This is a genomic window from Jiangella asiatica, from assembly GCF_004349065.1.
GTDB lineage: Bacteria > Actinomycetota > Actinomycetes > Jiangellales > Jiangellaceae > Jiangella > Jiangella asiatica.
This window is the reverse complement of sequence record NZ_SMKZ01000009.1, coordinates 22,809-40,053: the sequence shown is the minus strand read 5'-3', so window position 1 is coordinate 40,053 and position 17,245 is coordinate 22,809. Positions and strand designations below refer to the sequence as shown.

The following is a 17,245-nucleotide window of genomic DNA, read 5'->3' as shown; positions in this document are numbered from 1 at the left end:
CAGCGCTCGCCCGCTTGCCGGGCGATCATGCTACCGATCTCGCGCGGCGTCCGATCAGCCGCGCGACGGCTTTTGCCGGGGCCCGTGGCGCCCGTACGCGGCCAGGATGGTCCGGACCGCGGCATCGGCGTGTGCATACAGCTCGTCGTCGTCGAACCGGCCACGGGCGGGATCGAACAGCGCGACGTTGAAGGGTGCACCGAGCAGGAGCCAGAGGAACTGCTCGGCCGCGACGCGCATGTCGCCGGCCAGCCACCCGCGCTGTGCCAGCGCCTCGAACAGCCGGGTCAGAGTCTGCTGGCCCCGGACGCGGGCCCGCTCGTCCCAGGCCCGGGCGAGCTCGGGAAACCGCTCCGCCTCGGCCGCGACGATCCGCCGCATCCGCAGCAGCTCTGGCTCCGTCACGGTGGTGACGAACTCCCGGGCGAGTCCCCGCAGGTCGGCGTCCAGGTCCGTCGTCGTGGCCAGCGCGTCGAGGTGGTCGTCGGACATCCGCTCGGCTGCCTCGATGTCGCGCAGGATGACCGCCAGGAAAAGCTGCTCCTTGCTGGAGAAGTACTTGTAGAGCGTCACCTTCGAGATCCCGGCGACGGCGGCCATCTCGTCCACGCCGGCCGACCCGAACCCGCGGCGCAGGAAGACCTCCCGCGCGGCGTCCAGGATCAGTGGTTCCTTCGGCGCGCCGCGACCTCTTGCCCTCGTCATGAACTGAACTGTACAGTACACCAGCGATAGTACTGAACAGTTCAGTATCAAGTCTGACCGATCACCGCGACCACCCATCGGCCGCGCCGTCGACACCGCGAAGGCAGGACCCGTGAACCTCACGACCCACTCAGCCGACGGCACCCTCATCGCCGTCACCAGCACGGCCGTCACCAGCACAGCCGAGACGCCGGGCGACACCCATCCCGCGCTGATCATGATCGATCCGGCCGGTGCCTTCCACGGGATGCGCCCGATGACGGGCGCGGTCGAGCCACTGGCGCAACGGTTCACCGTCTTCACCTACGACCGGCGCGGCCGGGGCGACAGCGGCGACACCCTCCCCTACGCGCCTCAGCGCGAGGTCGACGATCTCGCCGCCGTCATCGAGCTCGCCGGCGGCCAGGCGTACGTCTACGGCTTCTCTTCCGGCGCGGCCGTGGCCCTGCGCGCCGCGGCGGCGGGGCTGCCGATCCGGATGCTAGCGCTGCTGGAGCCGCCATTCGCCGTCGACGAGCCCGCCGACGAGCCATTCATCGCTGAGGTGCGCCGCCTCCTGGACGCCGGCGAGCGCGGTGCCGTCGTCGAGTTCGTCAACCGTGGCATCGGCGTGCCGGAGGAGTTCGTCAAGCAGCTGCGTGACCACCCGGCCTGGCCGGGCCTCGAGGCGTTGGCGCACACCTACCTCTACGACTTCGCCACGATGGAGTCGATGACGTCGGAGCTGCTCGGCGGCGTGCGGACCCCCACTCTCGTCATCACCAGCACCGGCAGCGACGACTACCTGCGCTCGACCTCGCTCGACGTCGCCGACCGGCTCCCCCGCGGCGAGCACCGCGCCGTCCCCGGCGGCTGGCACGGCCTCGACGACGCCGACCTCGCGCGGGCACTCTCCGACTGGTTCCGCTGACCGCCCGGAGCTATGGCGTTCTGATCCTGGATGGCTGCACCCCGACGAGGTCCAGAGCGGGCGCTAGTTCAGCGACGGGTCCGCCGGGAACGACGCCATCAGCGCCAGCTGCCCGCCCTGCCGGCGCAGCACCATCGCCCACAGGTCCTCGGCGTCGGTACGGAACGCGTCGGTCGGCTCGGCGTCCACGACGAACCACGAGCCCTCGTCGATCTCGCCCTCGAGCTGGTCCGGCGCCCAGCCGGCGTACCCGGCGAACACCCGCATCGCGCTGACGGCGGGCTCGATGATCTCGGCGGGCGTGTCCAGGTCGACGACGCCGAGGCGGCCGCGCACCCGCCGCACGCCGAGCGGCTCGTCGCTGCCGTGGACGGCGACGAGCCCGAGCGCGCTGTCCAGGCTCACGGGTCCGCCCTGGAACACGACCCCCGGCTCGGACACCACGGGCATCCACGCGGGCAGGACGTCGCCCACGAGGACGTCGGTGGGCCGGTTGACCATGACGCCGAGCGCGCCGTCGCCGTCGTGGGAAAGCATGAGCACGACGGCCCGGTCGAAGGTCGAACCGCGCAACGTTGGCGCGGCCACCAGGAGCTGCCCGGTCAACGAGCGATTCATGCCCACAGCTCCATCGTGCCCGTTCGGGCCCGCATCACACAGGGATGGCCGGGAACTCGCCGGTCTCCTCCGCGGTTCGGCGGATGCTCTCCACGCTGCCCCGCACGGCGGCCGCGACCGCCTCGGCCACGCCGGAGTGGAAGACGCTGGGCACGATGTACGACGGGTTGAGCTCGTCGTCCTTCACCGTGTCCGCGAGCGCCGCCGCGGCGGCGGTCATCATCTCCGGCGTCACCGACCGGCTGTGTGCGTCGAGCAGCCCGCGGAAGACGCCGGGGAACGCCAGCACGTTGTTGATCTGGTTCGGGTAGTCGCTTCGCCCGGTGGCGACGACGGCCGCGTACTCGCCCGCGGCACGCGGGTCGATCTCGGGCTCGGGGTTGGCCAGCGCGAACACGATGGCGCGGTCGGCCATGCTGGCGACGTCGGCGGCAGTGAGCACGTTGGGCGCGGAGACGCCGATGAAGACGTCGGCGCCGGCGACCGCGTCGCGGAGGTCGCCGGTGACGCCGCGTGGGTTGCAGTGCTCGAGGTACCAGGTGGGCACGCCGGTCAGGTCGGCCCGGTCGGGGTGGATGACGCCGTTGATGTCGGCGGCGACGATGTCGTTCACGCCCGCGGCCACCAGCAGCTGCGCGATGGCGTGGCCCGCGGCGCCGGCGCCGGACATGGCTACCCGGATCGACCCGATGTCCTTGCCGACCACCTTGAGAGCGTTGTGCAGGGCCGCGAGCACGACGATGGCGGTGCCGTGCTGGTCGTCGTGGAAGACCGGGATGTCGAGCAGCTCACGCAGCCTGGCCTCGATCTCGAAGCACCGCGGCGCGGAGATGTCCTCGAGGTTGATGCCCGCGAACACCGGCGCGATGTGCTGCACGGTGCGGATGATCTCGTCGACGTCCTGGGTGTCGAGGCAGATCGGGAACGCGTCGATGTCGCCGAACCGCTTGAACAGCGCCGCCTTGCCCTCCATGACCGGCAGGGCCGCGGTGGCGCCGATGTTGCCGAGGCCGAGCACGGCCGAGCCGTCGGTGACGACGGCGACCGTGTTGCGCTTGATGGTCAGCCGGCGGGCGTCGTCGGGGTTGTCCACCAGTGCCTGCGAGACGCGCGCCACGCCGGGCGTGTAGATGAGCGAGAGGTCGTCACGGTTGCGGATGGGGACCTTCGACGTCACCTCGATCTTGCCACCGAGGTGGACCAGGAACGTCCGGTCGCTGACCTTTCCGATCGTCACGCCGGGCACCGAACGCAGCGCGGTCACCAGCTCGCCGGCGTGTGCTGACGACGTCGCGGCGCAGGTGACGTCGACCTGGATGCGGTCGGCGCCGGACGCGGTGACGTCGAGGGCGGTCACGAGGCCGCCGGCCTTCTCGACGGCAGCGGTGAGCTGGCTCACGGCAGAGCCACCCGCCGGGACCTCCAGCCGGACGGTGATCGAGTACGAGATGCTCGGAACGCTGACCACGGTGACCCTTCTGCCGAATGTGAGCAGACCCACCGTAGATGATTCCGCTGCCGGTCACCGAGGGTGGGCGACATCCCGACAGTTACGGTGTGCGCGTGTTTACCGCGCAGATCATCGTCTCGGGCGAGGCCCTCGTCGACCTCGTCGCCGACCCCGACGGCCGCTACCGGGCCGTCCCGGGCGGTTCGCCGGCCAACGTCGCCGTCGGGCTGGCCCGCCTCGGCGCACCGACGCAGCTGCTCGCGAGGCTCGGGACGGGCGCGTTCGGGCAGGTGGTGCGCGACCACCTGGTCGCCAACGGCGTCGGCCTCGACCACGCCGTGGACACCGCGGACCTGACGACGCTCGCCGTCGTCTCGCTGGACGGCGAGGGCCGCGCCGCCTACGACTTCTACGCCGAGGGCACGGCGGACTGGGGCTGGCGGCCCGACGAGCTGCCGGCGTCGCTGCCGGCTGAGACGCTGGCGCTGGTCACCGGGTCGATCGCGGTCGCGCGCGAGCCCGGCGCCGCCGCACTGGTCGAGCTGATCCGGCGGGAGCGCTCGCGCGGCGCCGTGAGCGTCGTGCTCGACCCCAACCTCCGACCGTCGCTGCTCGCACCACACGACGTCGTGCGCCGGCAGTGGAACGAGCTGGTCGCGCTGGCCGACGTCGTCAAGGTGAGCGACGAGGACCTCGCCTGGCTGGCGCCGGAGCTGCCCGTCGCCTCGCTGGCCGCCGACTGGGCGCGGCGCGGGCCGGCACTCGTCGTCGTCACCCGTGGTGCCGCCGGCGCGATCGGCGTGACCAGCGGCGGGACCACCGTCGACGTGCCCACCCCCGAGGTGGAGGTGGCCGACACCGTCGGCGCCGGCGACGCGTTCACGGCCGGCCTGGTCGACTCGCTGCGCCTGGACGGCCTGCTCGGCGGCGCCGCGAGAGACCGGCTCGCCACGCTGGCGGACGCACCGCTGCGAGCGATCCTGGACCGCGCGGCGCTCGTCGCGGCCATGACCTGCGAGCGCCCTGGCGCCGACCCCCCGACCGCCTCCGCGCTCACCGCCCGCGTCTCCTCGAAATGATCACGTTCAGCAGGATCACCCGAGCCTCACCATGATTGCGAGCATGGTGTGACACGAGATCTCGTGCTGAACGTGATCATTTCGAGGCACGCAGAATCCTCGTGGCGGCCCCTTACCTCCGGCTCAGCTCGGCGTAAGGGACACGGCGCCACGGACCCACGTGAACGTCCGATGTGCCGGTGCCGGCCTCAGGACGAATCTCGACAACGACGAGATCGTTCGAGGAGGACACCGTGAACTACACGATGCAGGGCATCGAGGCCGAGATCGCCTACCGCCGCCAGTCGGTGCGCCGCACGGCCGACCGCACCGTCCACCGAACCGGACGTGCCCGTAGAGCAGTGCGCCGAGCGGTCCGGATCGTCACGCGCCCGGGCCGGACGGCGCGACGGCCGAGTGCGACGGTAGGACAGCCGGGCGCGCCGGCGCCGTCCCACGCGGGCTGACCCGGTGGCGGCCTCGGTCCCGCCCGGCGCGATGACGCTGTCGGTGCCGTATGCGAGCATCGGTATCGTGCCTCGGCTCGGTACCGGAGTCCCCTTCATCGCCCGCGGCGCTGAGCTTGCTCAGCTGCGTGCGGCGCTGGATCGCGCCCGCGGCGGGTCCGCCGGCACCGTGCTCATCGCCGGCGACGCCGGAGTCGGCAAGAGCCGGCTGCTCGCCGAGTTCGTCGCCGACGCCACGGCGGGCGGCGCGCGGGTGCTCGTCGGGCGGTGCCTGAGCGTCGGCGAGGCGGGGCTGCCGTACCTGCCGTTCAAGGAGATCATCGAGCAGCTGCGCCTCGAGCGGGACGATCTCGTCACCGACCGGCCCGCGCTGACCAGCCTGATCGGCCGCGGCGGCGCCACCGTCTCCGCCAGCGCCGACGAGACCAACTTCGGCCAGCTGCAGCTGTTCGACGCCATCCTCAACGTCCTGGCCGAGCTGGCCGACGACGCCCCGCTCGTCCTGGGGCTGGAAGACCTCCACTGGAGCGACGCGTCCAGCCGCGACCTGCTCTCGTTCCTGTTGTCCCGGCTGGCCGACCAGCGGCTGCTGGTCGTGGGCACGTACCGCTCCGACGACCTCCATCGGCAGCACCCACTGCGCCTACTGCTGGCCGAGCTGGTCCGGCTGCCGTCGGTCGAGCGGCTCGAGCTCGCGCCGTTCACGGCGGCCGACACGCTGGCGTTCGTCGTGACCCTCGCCGACGGCGGCATCGACCCGGCCGTGCTCGCCGACGTCGCGGCCCGCTCGGAGGGCAACGCGTTCTTCGCCGAGGAGCTGGTCGCCGCCAGCGCCTCCACGCCGGGCGGCATCCCGCCGGCGCTGGCCGACGTCCTGATGTCCCGGGTCGAGACGTTGAGCCCGGCGGCTCAGCGCGTCGTCGGCGCCATCTCCGTCACCGGCCGCCGGCACGTCACCCACGCCGCGGTCCGCGCCGTCGTCGACCTCGACGACGGCGTCCTGGACGCCGCGCTGCGTGAGGCGCTGCAGCACCACATCCTCGTCACCGACGACAAGGACGGCTACACGTTCCGGCACGCGCTGCTGCGCGAGGCCGTCTACGCCGACCTCCTGCCAGGCGAGCGGGTCCGGCTACATGCCGCGTACGCCCGGCGCATCGTCGAGCTGCAGCAGGACGAGCTCGCCGGCGCGCTCGCGTACCACAGCCTGCGCAGCAACGACCTCCCTACCGCGCTGGCCGCGTCGGTCCGGGCTGCCGACGACGCCATGCGCGTCGGGGCGCTGGCGGCCGAGCTGGCGCACGTCGAGCAGGCACTCGAGCTGTGGCCCGCTGTCGACAACCCGGCGGCGCGCGCGGGCGTCGACGAGCTGTCGCTGACCCGCAAGGCGTCGTACGTCGCCGCGGCCGCCGGGCACCCGGAGCGCTCGCTCGCCTACGCGCAGGCCGCCGTCGTCGTCGCCGACCGCGGGTCCGATCCGTCCACCCGCGCCGACGTCCGTCGTCAGCTCACCGAGACGCTGCTGGCCAACGGCCGGTGGGACGAGGCCCGGCGGACCATCGACGAGGCCTGGCAGCTGGTGGCCGACGCGCCACCCAGTTCGGTCAGCTCCTGGGTGCTGGCGCTGCAAGCGCGCACGTCGTGGGCGGTCGACGACGACGTCTCGCGCGAGCTCGCCACCCGCGCCGTCGAGGACGCACGCACCTCCGGCACCGCCGCCGCCGAGGCCGACGCCCTGGTCTCGCTCGCCTTCACCGATCTGCGCAGGGGCGGCATCGAACGAGCCTGCGAACAGTTCGAGGAGGCCCGGCGCATCGCCGTGCGCGCCGGGGCGCCGCTGGTCGAGCAGCGCGCCGCGTTCAACCTGGTCACGACGCGGTACGAGCAGGGTCTGCTCGACCTCGCCGCCGAGATCGCCGACGCCGGAGCGGAACGCGCCAGCGCCCTCGGCCTGACCTGGAGCACCTACGGGCTCGAGCTGCGCTGGATGCGGGCCATGGTGCACTACGCCCGCGGCAGCTGGGACGATGCGTTGACCGCGGCCAGCCCGCCAGGCGAGCGGGTCTCCGACACCATCACCGCGCTGCTGGCCGCGTCGGCCGCCATCATCAACGTCGGCCGCGGCCGGTTCGGCGAGGCCGAGCGCGACCTGGTCAGGCTGCGGCCGGAATGGCACCGCGACACCCAGATCGCCCAGCTGGCCGGCATCGCCGGTGCCGAGATGGCCTCCTGGCGGGGCCGGCCCGACCCAGCGGTCGCGCTGATCGACGAGGCGTTGGACTCCATGCGCAAGGAGTCCACCAGCGGCTGGCCGCTCGGCGGCATCCGGCTGGCCGCGCTCGGCCTCGGCGCGCAGGCCGACGCGGCCCGGCAGGCCCGCGCCACCGGCGACGCCGACGCCGAGGCACGCGCAGTCGAGGCCGGCACCCGGCTCGCCGAGTACGGCCGCACCACCGCCGAGCGCGGCATCCCGCGTGCGGACTCCCTGGGGCCCGAGGGCCGCGCGTGGCTGGTCCGGCTGCGCGCCGAGGAGGCGCGGCTCACCGGCTCCGCCGATCCGCAGCCGTGGCGCGACGTGGTCGAGGCGTTCGGTTACGGCGAGGTCTACCACGTGGCGCTGGCGCGGTGGCGGCTCGCCGAAGTGCTGGTCACCGGCGACCGCGACGCAGCCACGGCCGAGCTGGCCGCCGCGCTCGACGTCGCGGAGCGGCTCGGCGCGGTGCCGCTGGCCGACGCCGTCCGCGAGCTGGCCCGGCGCGCCAACCTGGCACTGGCCGGCGCGGCGCTCCCGGTCGCCGGGCTGCTGACGCCGCGGGAGCAGTCCGTGCTCGAGCTGGTGGCGCGCGGCTACACCAACCGCAAGGTCGGCGAAGAGCTGTTCATCAGCGAGAAAACGGTCAGCGTGCATCTGTCGCGGGTCATGACCAAGCTCGGCGCCGCCAGCCGCACCGAGGCCGTCTCCGTCGCCTACCAGCGCGGTCTGCTCGCCGATCCCGCCGTCGGCTGACGTTGGTGCCCCGTGCTGTCGGTGCGCTGACGCCACACGACCGTTCGGGCCGTCAGCCGGGAAGGTCGCGAACGGCGCGGGCGCGCGCGGCGTCGGGCTCGAGCGCGGCGCCTTGCTCGAAGGCCGCGGTCCAGGCGGCCGGGCCGACGGCGGCCAGCACCGCCGCACCCACGCGGGCGGCGTCACGTTGCTCGTTGGGAGCCTGCGGCATCCCGGCCGCGATGCGCACGGCGGACGCGGCGCCGAGCAGGGTGGCGGCCGCGGTGTGGGCACCTGCGGCCACGAGCGCGCTGGCCAGGCCCTCCAGAGCGCATGCTGTGTCGCGCGGCGCGCCGAGCTTGAGCGCGAGGTCGAAGGCCTCCTCGTGCAGCCGCGCGGCGGCGATCGGGTCGCCGCGCAGCTCGGTGAGGTATCCGAGCTCGGTCAGGACGAGTCCGACGTGCATCTCCGGGTCGGCACCGGCGGGGGTTTCGTCGAGGACGGCGCGCAGGTGCCGTTCGGCGTCGTCGAGCCGGTTGTCCCAGCGCGCGGTGTAGCCGAGCAGGATGCCCGCGAACAGCCGGCCATCACGGAAACCCTGCTCGACGGCGAGCGCGAGACCACGTTCGGCGAGCGACCGGGCGCGGGCGTAGTCGCCCAGCTCCATCGCGAGCCAGCCCAGCCACGAGCACTGCGTGCTCACATCGGGCCAGAGGTGCAGCTCTTCCGCCCAGCGCAGGGCGTCGCCCTGCAGCTCGGCGGCCCTTCCGTGGTTGCCGGTGAACTCGGCGTGCCCGCCGAGCCAGCGGCTCGCCTGCAGCCGTCCCCACCGGTCGCCGAGCAGCTCGAACAGCTCACCCGCCCGTGCGGCGTCGCGTTCGATCGCCGCGATGTCGGCCCGGACGTGCGCCTGCCGGGCACGACTGACGTGGACGGCCGCCTCGACCCAGCGCTCACCGCAGCCGCGGCTGGCCGCCAGCGCCCGCTCGAGCAGCGATTCGACACCGGACACGCTTGCGAGCGCCCCGGAGTCGGCGAGGAACCACTCGACCCGCGCGCGCTCGCCGGGCTCGTCGATCGCATCGAGCCCGTCGACGGCGTCGGCGTGCAGGCGCGTCCCTGCCGGGTCGCCCTGCAGGATCGCGATGCCCGCCTGCCAGGCGACGACCTGCTCCCGTAGGCCGGCGGGGGCGGCGCCCGGCACGGCGAGCGCGACGTCGAGGCTGCGGCGAGCCTCTCCGAGGCGTCCGCGCAGCACCCAGTACCAGGCGAGTGCCGCGGTGAGTCGCAACGCGCGGTGCGGCGTCGCGTCGCCGGACGCGGTGGTGAGCGCGGCGCGCAGGTTGGCCGACTCGGCGTCGAGCTCCCGCAGGACGGCCTGCTGGTGCGGTCCGCGCAGCCGGCCGGCAGCATCCTCCGCGATCGCGAGGTAGTGGTCGGCGTGCCGGTCGTGCTGGGCCGCGGCCTCGCCGGCGGCGTGCAGCTTGTCGGTGCTGTAGGCGGCCACCGACTCGAGCTGCCGGTACCGCGGCTCCCCGTCGGGCGGCTCCGGCACGAGCTCGACGAGCGACCGGTCCACCAGGCGCGCGAGCAGGTCCGGCACCTCGGCCGGGTCGAGCAGCCAGCCACGCGCCACGTCGTCGCCCACCACGTCGCAACCGGCCACGGCGGCGGCCGAGCCGGCGGTGACGCTCCCGGCATGGACGGCCAGCCGGCGCAGGAGCGTCCGTTCCGGCTCGCTCAGGAGCTCCCAGCTCCAGTCGAGCATCGCCTGAAGGCTCCGCTGGCGCGGCGGCGCACCGCGGTTGCCGGCGGCCAGGAGCCGGAACCGGTCGTCGAGCCGGGCGACCACGCCACGCACGCCGAGCGTCCGCACCCTGGATGCCGCCAGCTCCAGCGCCAGCGGGAGGCCGTCGAGGCGACGGCAGAGCTCGGCGACGTCGGCGGCATTGCTCGCGTCGAGCCGGAACCCGGTCGCCGCTGCGGCGGCGCGCGTCACGAACAGCTGGACCGCGCCGCTGCGTTGCACCCCCTCGGGCGACTGCTCCACGTCGGTGCCGGGTACGTCGAGCGGCGCCACGCCGAACACCGACTCGCCGATCAGCGCGAGCGGCTCGCGGCTGGTGGCGAGTAGGCGGAGGCCGGGCGCGGCGGCCAGCAGCCGGTCGGCCAGCTCGGCGGCGGCGTCGACCACGTGTTCGCAGTTGTCGAGCAGCAGCAGGATCTGGCGATGACGCAGCGCGGCGGCGAGCCGCTCGACGGGCGGCTCGCCGCCGCCCGCGGCCGCGGTGTCACGGACGTCGAGCGCGGCAAGCACCGCCTCGGCGAGCGCGCCGCACGCGTCAGGTCCCGCCGGACGACCGACCAGCTCGACCAGCCAGGCTCCGTCGACGAAGTCAGGAGCGCTGACGGCCGCCGCGGCGAGCGCGAGCCGGGTCTTCCCGACCCCTCCCGGCCCGGTCAGCGTCACCAGGCGGTCGGCGGCGAGCCGCGCGCGGACCTCGGCGACGGCGTCGTCGCGGCCGACCAGGCCGGTCCGTGGCGCGGGCAGGTTGCCCGGCCGGGCGGGCGAGCTCCCCGGCGGGCCGGCGGCGGCCGTCGTCCGGGGAACGGGCGGGTCGACGGACGGATCGCGAGCGAGGATCGCGGCGTGCAGCTCGACCAGCTCCCGGCCGGGATCCAGACCCAACTCGTCGGCGAGCCGTTCGCGCAGGTCACGGTAGGTCTCCAGGGCCTCGTTCTGACGGCCGGCGCCATGCAGAGCGCGCATCGCGCACGCCCTGAGCCGTTCGCGCAACGGGTTCTCCGCGACGAGTGCGGTGAGCTCCCCGACGAGCTCGGCGTGCTCGCCGAGGTCCAGGCGGCGCTCCGACCGCTCCTCGATCGCCAGCAGACGCAGCTCGTCGAGCTGCGCGATCGCCGCCGCGACGAACGGCGCGTCGACGATGTCGGCGTACGCCGGGCCTCGCCACAGGTCCAGCGCCTCGGTCAGGAGTGACGCCGCTGCGTGCGGCTCCGCGGCGCGGGCCGACGCCATGAGCGTCTGGAACCGTCGCGCGTCCACCGCGTCCGCGGCGGCGCGCAATGCGTAGCCGCCCGGGCCCGACGTAAGCAGCTCCCGACCGCCCGGCTCGGCGTCGTCCAGCGCGCGTCGCAGCTGGGACACCTTCGCCGCCAGCGTCGCCTGCGCGGTCGGCGGCGGGCAGTCGCCCCAAATGTCGTCGATCAGCGTGCCCGCACCCACGGCGCGTCCGTCGTGCACGAGGAGGTCGGCGAGGAGGGCCCTGACCTTCCGGCCGGGGATGGCGACGGGCCTGCCGTCGTCCGTCCACACGGCCAGCGGCCCCAGCACGCCGAAACGCATGGCCCGAGCCTATCCACCGCAAGGCGACCGCAAAGAAACCGAAAAGCCGCCCGGAAGACTGGGCACATCACCACCACACATCACGAGGAGCACATCATGCGAAAGATCATCTCCGGCCTGTTCGTCTCGCTCGACGGCGTCGCCGAGGCCCCGGACACCTGGCACTTCGAGTGGTTCGACGACGAGATGGGCGCCGCGGTCGGCGCGCTCATGGCCGACAACCACGCGATGCTGCTCGGTCGCCGTCAGTACGAGGAGTTCGCGGCGTACTGGCCGACCAGCGACGACGACTTCGCCGAGATCATGAACGGCCAGAAGAAGTACGTAGTGACCAACACCCTCACCGAGGCCACCTGGAACAACACCGAGATCATCAGCGGGGACGTGATGGCCAGGATCAAGGCGCTCAAGGAGGAGGGCGGGAAGAACCTCGGCATCACCGGCAGCCTCTCCCTCGTCCGGTCGCTGCTGACCGCGGGCCTGCTCGACGAGCTGCACCTAATGGTGCACCCCGTCGTGGTCGGCAGGGGCGCCCGCTGGTTCGACGGGCTCGCCGATGTCAAGCTCGAGCTGCTGCGGTCGGAGGCCTTCAGCAAGGGAGTGGTGAACCAGGTGTACGGCCCGGTCGCGTGACCGCGGCCCTCGGCGGCGGGTCGCGGCTGTTCACACCTCGGCTTCCGCACGACCGGCGAGGATGGCGTCGACGGTCTCCGCCGGCGTCATCCTCGACGTGTCGAGCCAGAGGCCGATCCGCGGGGTCTCGTGGCGCAGCGCACCGTCGAGGTCCGCGATCGTCCAGGCGCCGTAGCCCGTCTTCACTCGAGCCTCCTCGCGCTCGGCGACGGCTTCCGGATGCGGCGCGAGGACGACGACGTACAGCGGGCGGGTCCGCACCACCTCCACGACGTCCGCCAGCTCCGGTCCGATGATCACGTCCTGCACGACGGCGGTGATGCCGGCGGCCGCGTACTGGTCGGCCACGCCGGCGGCGATGCGGTAGCGCAGCAGACGTTGGGCCTCGCCCTCCACGTCGCCCGGCACCGGCTCGGCGCGGCCGGAGACGATCGCCTTGCGGAAGGCGTCGCCGCGCACGTGCGCCGCCGTTGGCAGCCTTTCGGCGAGCGCCTGCGCGACGGTGGACTTGCCGGCCGCCATGACGCCGGTGATCAGGTAGACGCTGGACACGGAGGGCAAGTGTTCCAGCCGCCCGGTCCGGCCGTCACCAGGGTTTTCCACGCATCACCAGGATCGCAGGCATGGTGCGACACGGGATTTCGTGCTGAACGTGATCATTTCACTTCAGGCTGGAGGAGGCGCCGGAGCGCATGAAGTAGCGGGAGAAGAAGACGTAGACGATCGCGATCGGGATGGTCGAGAGCGTCGCGAGCGCCAGCTTCAGCGGGAACTGCTGCGACCCTTGGAGGTCGCCGGCGGTCAGCCGGGCAATCCCGAGGTTCAGCGTCGCCAGGTCCGGGTCCGAGGTCGCCACCAGGAAGTGGGTGAACTCGTTCCACGAGCCCTGGAAGGACAGGATCGTCACCGTCACCAGGGCCGGGCGCACCAGCGGCAGTACCACGCTCCAGAACGTCCGGAACACGCCGGCGCCGTCGATGCGGGCGGCCTCGTCCAGCTCCGTCGGGACGGCCTCGAAGGCGGTCTTCATGAGCAGGATGCCCACCGCGTCGCACAGCAGCGGCAGGATCATACCGGCGTAGGTGTCGAACATCCCCAGCTCGTTGAGCACCAGGAACTTCGGGATCAGCAGGACGACACCAGGCACGGCCAGCACCGCCACGACCCCAGCGAACACCATCGCCCGGCCGCGGAAGCGCAGCCGCGCGAGCGCGTAGCCGGCCAGGCTGTCGATGATCAGTCGGCCCAGAGTGACGGAGACGGTCACGAAGAGCGAGTTTCCGAGCCAGCGCAGCACCGGGATGTCCAACGCCGGATTCGAGCCCGCGATGACCGACCACGCCGCCGTCGACACGGGGGACGGCCACAGCGACACCGGGTCGGCGACGGCGTCGGCGTCGGTCTTGAAGGACGTCGCGATCTGCACCAGGAAGGGCCCGAGGTACAGCACGGTCCCGACGGCGAGCAGCCCGTACCCGACGACCCGGACCAGGACCTTCCGCGACCGCGGCGAGTACCGGTCGGTGAGGACGACGGGCACGGACTCCGCGGGTCGCCGTCGTCGCCGCGCCATCACTGCGCTCATGCGCGCCGCTCCCTTCCGATCCAGCGCTGCACGATCGTGAGCACGATGATGATCGCGAACAGGACGAAGGCGACCGCCGCGCCGACGCCGAACTGGCCGTCACCGAAGCTGCGCACGTAGGAGATGTACGCCGGCGTCAGGGTTGTCTTCGCCGGCGCGCCCTGCGACAGGATGAACACCTGGTCGAACACCTGCCAGCTGCTGATCAGCGCCAGCGTGATCACCAGCACGACGCTGCGGCGCATCAGCGGCAGCGTGACGTGCCGGAACCGCCGCCATGCGCCGGCGCCGTCGATGGCCGCCGCCTCCTCCAGCTCGATCGGGATGTCCTGCAACCCGACCAGGAAGAAGAGCATGAACGTGCCCGACGACGCCCAGATGGTCAGCGCGATCAGGGCGCACATGGCGACCGACGGCCCGGACACCCACTGCCACAGGCTCAGCCCGCCAAGCGTGTTGTCGGCCAGCCACGACGGCGGCGCGTCCATGCCGAACCGCGACAGCACGATGTGCAGCACGCCGCGCGGGTCGTTGAACCACGACGGCCCGTCGATCCCGACCCACGACAGCATGACGTTGACCACGCCGGAGCCCTGGAACAGGAAGAGAAACAGCACGCTGATCGCGACCGAGCTGGTGATGGCCGGGAAGTAGAAGATCGTGCGGAAGTACCCGCGCCCCTTCAGCACCCACGAGTTGACCGCCGTCGCGAGCGCGAACGACAGCACCGTCACCCCGGTCACGCCGAACAGCACGTAGTAGAGCGTGTTGCGCACGCTGAGCATGAAGTCGCCGCGCAGCAGGCCGGCGTCGACCAGCAGGTTGCGGTAGTTGTCCAGGCCGACGAACTCCGCGTCGCCGGAGAACGGGCTGGACTGCCCGTTCCAGTCCAGCAGGCTGACCCAGGCCGCCATCACGATCGGCGCGAACAGGAACACCACGAGGACCACGACAGCCGGCGCGACGAACACCCAGCCGGCGCGGCGTTCCTGGAGGCGGTGCCCGGAAACCCGCCGCCGGCGCGACGACCCGTGGCCGCGCGCCGACGGCTCCCGGGTCGCCGTCGCCGTCATGTCGGTCCCGACCACCGGGCTCACTCCTGCGCGAGGAGGGCTTCGCCGTTGGTCTGCAGCGCCTGGAGGGCCTGCTCCGGGGTGACGGTGCCGGCGGCCATGCCTTCGAGCTGGGTGTTGAAGTCGGCGAGGACGGACTCGAAGCCCGGCACGGCGACCTGGCTGCGCGAGGAGTCCAACCCCTCGGCGAACGCGGCCTTCTCGGGGTACGTCTCGGCGTTCCAGCCCGCCAGGCTCGACCGGGACGGGATGGGACCGAACGCCTCGGCGAACGTCTGCTGCTCCTCTGCGCTGACCAGGAAGTTCACCAGGTCGACGGCGGCGTCCTTGTTCTCGCTGGCTTCCGCGATGCCCCAGCAGTTAGTGAACGCCGTCGAGCCGCTGCCGCCCGGCCCGTCGGGCATGGGCACGGCCATCCAGTTGCGGCCGGGGAAGTCGGTCTGCAGCGCGCCGACGACCCACGCGCCCTCGACGGTCATCGCCGACTTGCCGCTGCCGAGCGCCTCGCCGCCCCACGCCGCGTCGATGGTCGGCGCGAACGCGAATGTCCCGGCGTCCAGGTTCTCCTCGAGGTACCGCAGGGTGGCCAGGTTCTCCGGCGTGTCCGCGGTGACCTCGGTCTGGTCGTCGTTGAGGAAGAACCCGCCGCCGGCCAGCATGAACGTGCCGACGGGGTTGTAGTCGCCCGTGAACGCCAGACCGACCCGGCCGTCGGTGGTTAGCGTCTGCGCCACCTGGGCGAGATCGTCCCAGGTCCGCGGGATGTCGGCCTCGGCCAGGCCGGCCGCGGCCCACGCGTCGGTGTCGATCACCAGGGCGTGCACGCCGCCGTCCTTGGGCGCGCAGTAGAGCTCGTCCTCGTAGGTGAACGCGTCGCGCAGGGACGGGTAGAAGTCGTCGACGTCCTCGATCCGGTCGCCGTACGGGTAGAGCGAGCCGCCCTCGGCGAGCATCCGGAACCGGTCCGGGCTGACGTAGAACGCGTCGGGGGGGTTGCCGCCGGCCAGGCCCTGCTGCAGCTGCTGCACGAGATCCTGCGCCGGGATGACCTCGACCTCCGTGCCGGTCTCCTCGGTGAACCGGGCCGTGGCGTCCTGGACGGCGCGCGTCTCGGCCTCGCCGGACGAGCCGATCATGACGGTCAGCGAGCCGCCGCCGGCCGACGCCGAGCCGTCGCCGTCCCCCGCGGCGTCGTCGTCATCGTCGTAGCTGCTGCCGCAGGCGGTGACCAGCGCGGCCGCGGCGACGGCGGCGGTCAGCGCACGGACTCGGTAGTGGGTGAGCGCGAAGTGACGCATGATCAACCCTCCGGTGAGATGGCGGTGCTCGCCCGGACGACGAGCGTCGGGCGCAGCAGCCGGTGGTCGGCCGGGCCCGGTGGCGGCTCCACGACGCCAAGGGCGCCGAGCAGCATGTGGACGGCATCGCGGCCGACCTCCTCGATCGGCTGCGACACGCTGGTCAGCTCGACGCCGGGCAGCCGGGCCGCAGGCGTGTCGTCGAACCCGACGACGGCGACGTCGGCGCCCGGGCGTAGCCCGCGCTCGGCCACCGCGCGCAGCGCCCCGTACGCGGAGAGGTCGCTGACGCAGACCAACGCGGTGGGTGGCTCGGGGTCGTCGAGCAGCGCGCCGGCGATCGCCCGCCCCTGTTCGACGCCGCCCTCGTCACGTTCGACGAGCGGGGTCAGACCGAGCCGGGAGCAGGCGGCGAGGTAGCCGGCCAGCCGGTCGTCGCCGACGCCGGAGCCCTCCGGCCAGCCGATGAACGCGACCCGCCGGTGGCCCAGCGCGTGCACGTGCTCGACCGCCTCGACGATGCCGGCGGCCCCGTCGACGTCGACCCACCGGCCGTGGTCGGGCCCGGACCAGCTGCGGCCGAACGCGACGAACGGCACGCCCTGCTCGGTGAGCCAGACCGGCCGCGGGTCGGCGACCACCGTGTCGGACAGGACGAACCCGTCGACGGCCCGCTGGGCCAGCAGCTCCGCGTACCGGTCCAATCCGGCGGCACCGGGCGGGGCGGTGAACAGCAGCACGTGGAACCCGTGATCGGCCGCGGACTCGGTGAGCGCGTGCACGAACCGGTCGAGCACCGGGTTGATGGCGCCCTCGGGCGCCGGCTGGACGCAGTAGCCGAGCAGCCGGCTGGTACGGGTGCGCAGGGACCTGGCCGAGCGGTTGGGCCGGTAGCGCAGCGACTCGATGGCCTCCTGGACCCGCTGCCGAGTCTGCGGCGCCACCCGCTCGGGAGCGTTGAGGACGTTGGACACCGTCTGCCGCGAGACGCCGGCCGCCGCGGCGACACTCTCCAACGTCGCACCGCTCTCCAGTGTCCCCATCGACGTCCTCTCTGACGTGTTGAACGATCAAATTCGTTTGATAGCATGTTTTGAT

14 protein-coding genes are annotated in these 17,245 nt (G+C 72.8%); 5 read left to right on the top strand and 9 right to left on the bottom strand.

Going from position 1 to position 17,245, the window contains the following annotated elements:
* Positions 1-54: 54 nt before the first annotated feature.
* Positions 55-705 (bottom strand): TetR/AcrR family transcriptional regulator, encoded by a 651-nt coding sequence (locus E1269_RS08540; RefSeq protein ID WP_162606288.1) that lies wholly within the window; start codon positions 703-705, stop codon positions 55-57.
* A gap of 112 nt (positions 706-817) precedes the next feature.
* On the opposite strand from E1269_RS08540, the gene E1269_RS08535 reads away from it, so the two are divergent.
* A complete protein-coding gene (locus E1269_RS08535; RefSeq protein ID WP_162606287.1) occupies positions 818-1,615 on the top strand; it encodes an alpha/beta fold hydrolase in 798 nt (265 codons plus the stop codon).
* Positions 1,616-1,678: 63 nt separating this feature from the next.
* On the opposite strand, the gene E1269_RS08530 is transcribed toward E1269_RS08535, so the two are convergent.
* The gene (locus tag E1269_RS08530; RefSeq protein WP_131893371.1) at positions 1,679-2,233 is read right to left on the bottom strand and encodes a YqgE/AlgH family protein; all 555 of its coding nucleotides are present in this window, start codon (positions 2,231-2,233) and stop codon (positions 1,679-1,681) included.
* A 34-nt stretch (positions 2,234-2,267) separates the two neighbouring features.
* The gene (locus tag E1269_RS08525; protein WP_131893369.1) at positions 2,268-3,701 is read right to left on the bottom strand and encodes an NAD-dependent malic enzyme; all 1,434 of its coding nucleotides are present in this window, start codon (positions 3,699-3,701) and stop codon (positions 2,268-2,270) included.
* A gap of 89 nt (positions 3,702-3,790) precedes the next feature.
* Here E1269_RS08525 and E1269_RS08520 point away from each other — a divergent pair, with 89 nt between their 5' ends.
* The 3 genes from E1269_RS08520 to E1269_RS08510 all read left to right on the top strand — a co-directional run bounded on the left by E1269_RS08520 (position 3,791) and on the right by E1269_RS08510 (position 8,215).
* Positions 3,791-4,762 carry a carbohydrate kinase family protein gene (locus tag E1269_RS08520; RefSeq protein ID WP_203433190.1) on the top strand — a complete coding sequence of 324 codons (972 nt, stop codon included), beginning with the start codon at positions 3,791-3,793 and terminating at the stop codon, positions 4,760-4,762.
* A 233-nt stretch (positions 4,763-4,995) separates the two neighbouring features.
* The gene (locus E1269_RS08515) at positions 4,996-5,208 is read left to right on the top strand and encodes a hypothetical protein (protein WP_131893365.1); all 213 of its coding nucleotides are present in this window, start codon (positions 4,996-4,998) and stop codon (positions 5,206-5,208) included.
* 4 nt (positions 5,209-5,212) lie between these two features.
* Positions 5,213-8,215 carry a helix-turn-helix transcriptional regulator gene (locus E1269_RS08510; RefSeq protein WP_203433188.1) on the top strand — a complete coding sequence of 1,001 codons (3,003 nt, stop codon included), beginning with the start codon at positions 5,213-5,215 and terminating at the stop codon, positions 8,213-8,215.
* A 52-nt stretch (positions 8,216-8,267) separates the two neighbouring features.
* Here E1269_RS08510 and E1269_RS08505 read toward each other — a convergent pair whose 3' ends face one another.
* On the bottom strand, positions 8,268-11,558 hold the full coding sequence (locus E1269_RS08505) for an AfsR/SARP family transcriptional regulator (protein ID WP_131893363.1): 3,291 nt from the start codon (positions 11,556-11,558) through the stop codon (positions 8,268-8,270).
* A 96-nt stretch (positions 11,559-11,654) separates the two neighbouring features.
* Between E1269_RS08505 and E1269_RS08500 the strand changes: the two genes are divergently transcribed.
* On the top strand, positions 11,655-12,191 hold the full coding sequence (locus tag E1269_RS08500; RefSeq protein WP_131893361.1) for a dihydrofolate reductase family protein: 537 nt from the start codon (positions 11,655-11,657) through the stop codon (positions 12,189-12,191).
* 30 nt (positions 12,192-12,221) lie between these two features.
* Here E1269_RS08500 and E1269_RS08495 read toward each other — a convergent pair whose 3' ends face one another.
* The 5 genes from E1269_RS08495 to E1269_RS08475 all read right to left on the bottom strand — a co-directional run bounded on the left by E1269_RS08495 (position 12,222) and on the right by E1269_RS08475 (position 17,190).
* Positions 12,222-12,743 (bottom strand): P-loop nucleotide/nucleoside kinase family protein, encoded by a 522-nt coding sequence (locus E1269_RS08495; protein WP_131893359.1) that lies wholly within the window; start codon positions 12,741-12,743, stop codon positions 12,222-12,224.
* 109 nt (positions 12,744-12,852) lie between these two features.
* Positions 12,853-13,776 (bottom strand): carbohydrate ABC transporter permease, encoded by a 924-nt coding sequence (locus E1269_RS08490; RefSeq protein WP_203433186.1) that lies wholly within the window; start codon positions 13,774-13,776, stop codon positions 12,853-12,855.
* Complete coding sequence (locus E1269_RS08485; RefSeq protein ID WP_203433184.1) at positions 13,773-14,864, bottom strand: carbohydrate ABC transporter permease; 1,092 nt, start codon at positions 14,862-14,864, stop codon at positions 13,773-13,775. The genes E1269_RS08490 and E1269_RS08485 overlap by 4 nt, the downstream gene beginning before the upstream one ends.
* Before the next feature lie 5 nt (positions 14,865-14,869).
* A complete protein-coding gene (locus E1269_RS08480) occupies positions 14,870-16,147 on the bottom strand; it encodes a sugar ABC transporter substrate-binding protein (protein ID WP_131893357.1) in 1,278 nt (425 codons plus the stop codon).
* A gap of 2 nt (positions 16,148-16,149) precedes the next feature.
* A complete protein-coding gene (locus E1269_RS08475) occupies positions 16,150-17,190 on the bottom strand; it encodes a LacI family DNA-binding transcriptional regulator (protein ID WP_131893355.1) in 1,041 nt (346 codons plus the stop codon).
* Positions 17,191-17,245 lie beyond the last annotated feature (55 nt).

What these genes read in the sequence shown, in the direction of transcription:
- E1269_RS08540 (WP_162606288.1), bottom strand. Translation starts at nt 705, where the DNA reads ATGACGAGGGCAAGAGGTCGCGGCGCGCCGAAGGAACCACTGATCCTG.
- E1269_RS08530 (WP_131893371.1), bottom strand. Translation starts at nt 2,233, where the DNA reads ATGAATCGCTCGTTGACCGGGCAGCTCCTGGTGGCCGCGCCAACGTTG.
- E1269_RS08505 (WP_131893363.1), bottom strand. Translation starts at nt 11,558, where the DNA reads ATGCGTTTCGGCGTGCTGGGGCCGCTGGCCGTGTGGACGGACGACGGC.
- E1269_RS08500 (WP_131893361.1), top strand. Translation starts at nt 11,655, where the DNA reads ATGCGAAAGATCATCTCCGGCCTGTTCGTCTCGCTCGACGGCGTCGCC.
- E1269_RS08490 (WP_203433186.1), bottom strand. Translation starts at nt 13,776, where the DNA reads ATGAGCGCAGTGATGGCGCGGCGACGACGGCGACCCGCGGAGTCCGTG.
- E1269_RS08480 (WP_131893357.1), bottom strand. Translation starts at nt 16,147, where the DNA reads ATGCGTCACTTCGCGCTCACCCACTACCGAGTCCGTGCGCTGACCGCC.
- E1269_RS08475 (WP_131893355.1), bottom strand. Translation starts at nt 17,190, where the DNA reads ATGGGGACACTGGAGAGCGGTGCGACGTTGGAGAGTGTCGCCGCGGCG.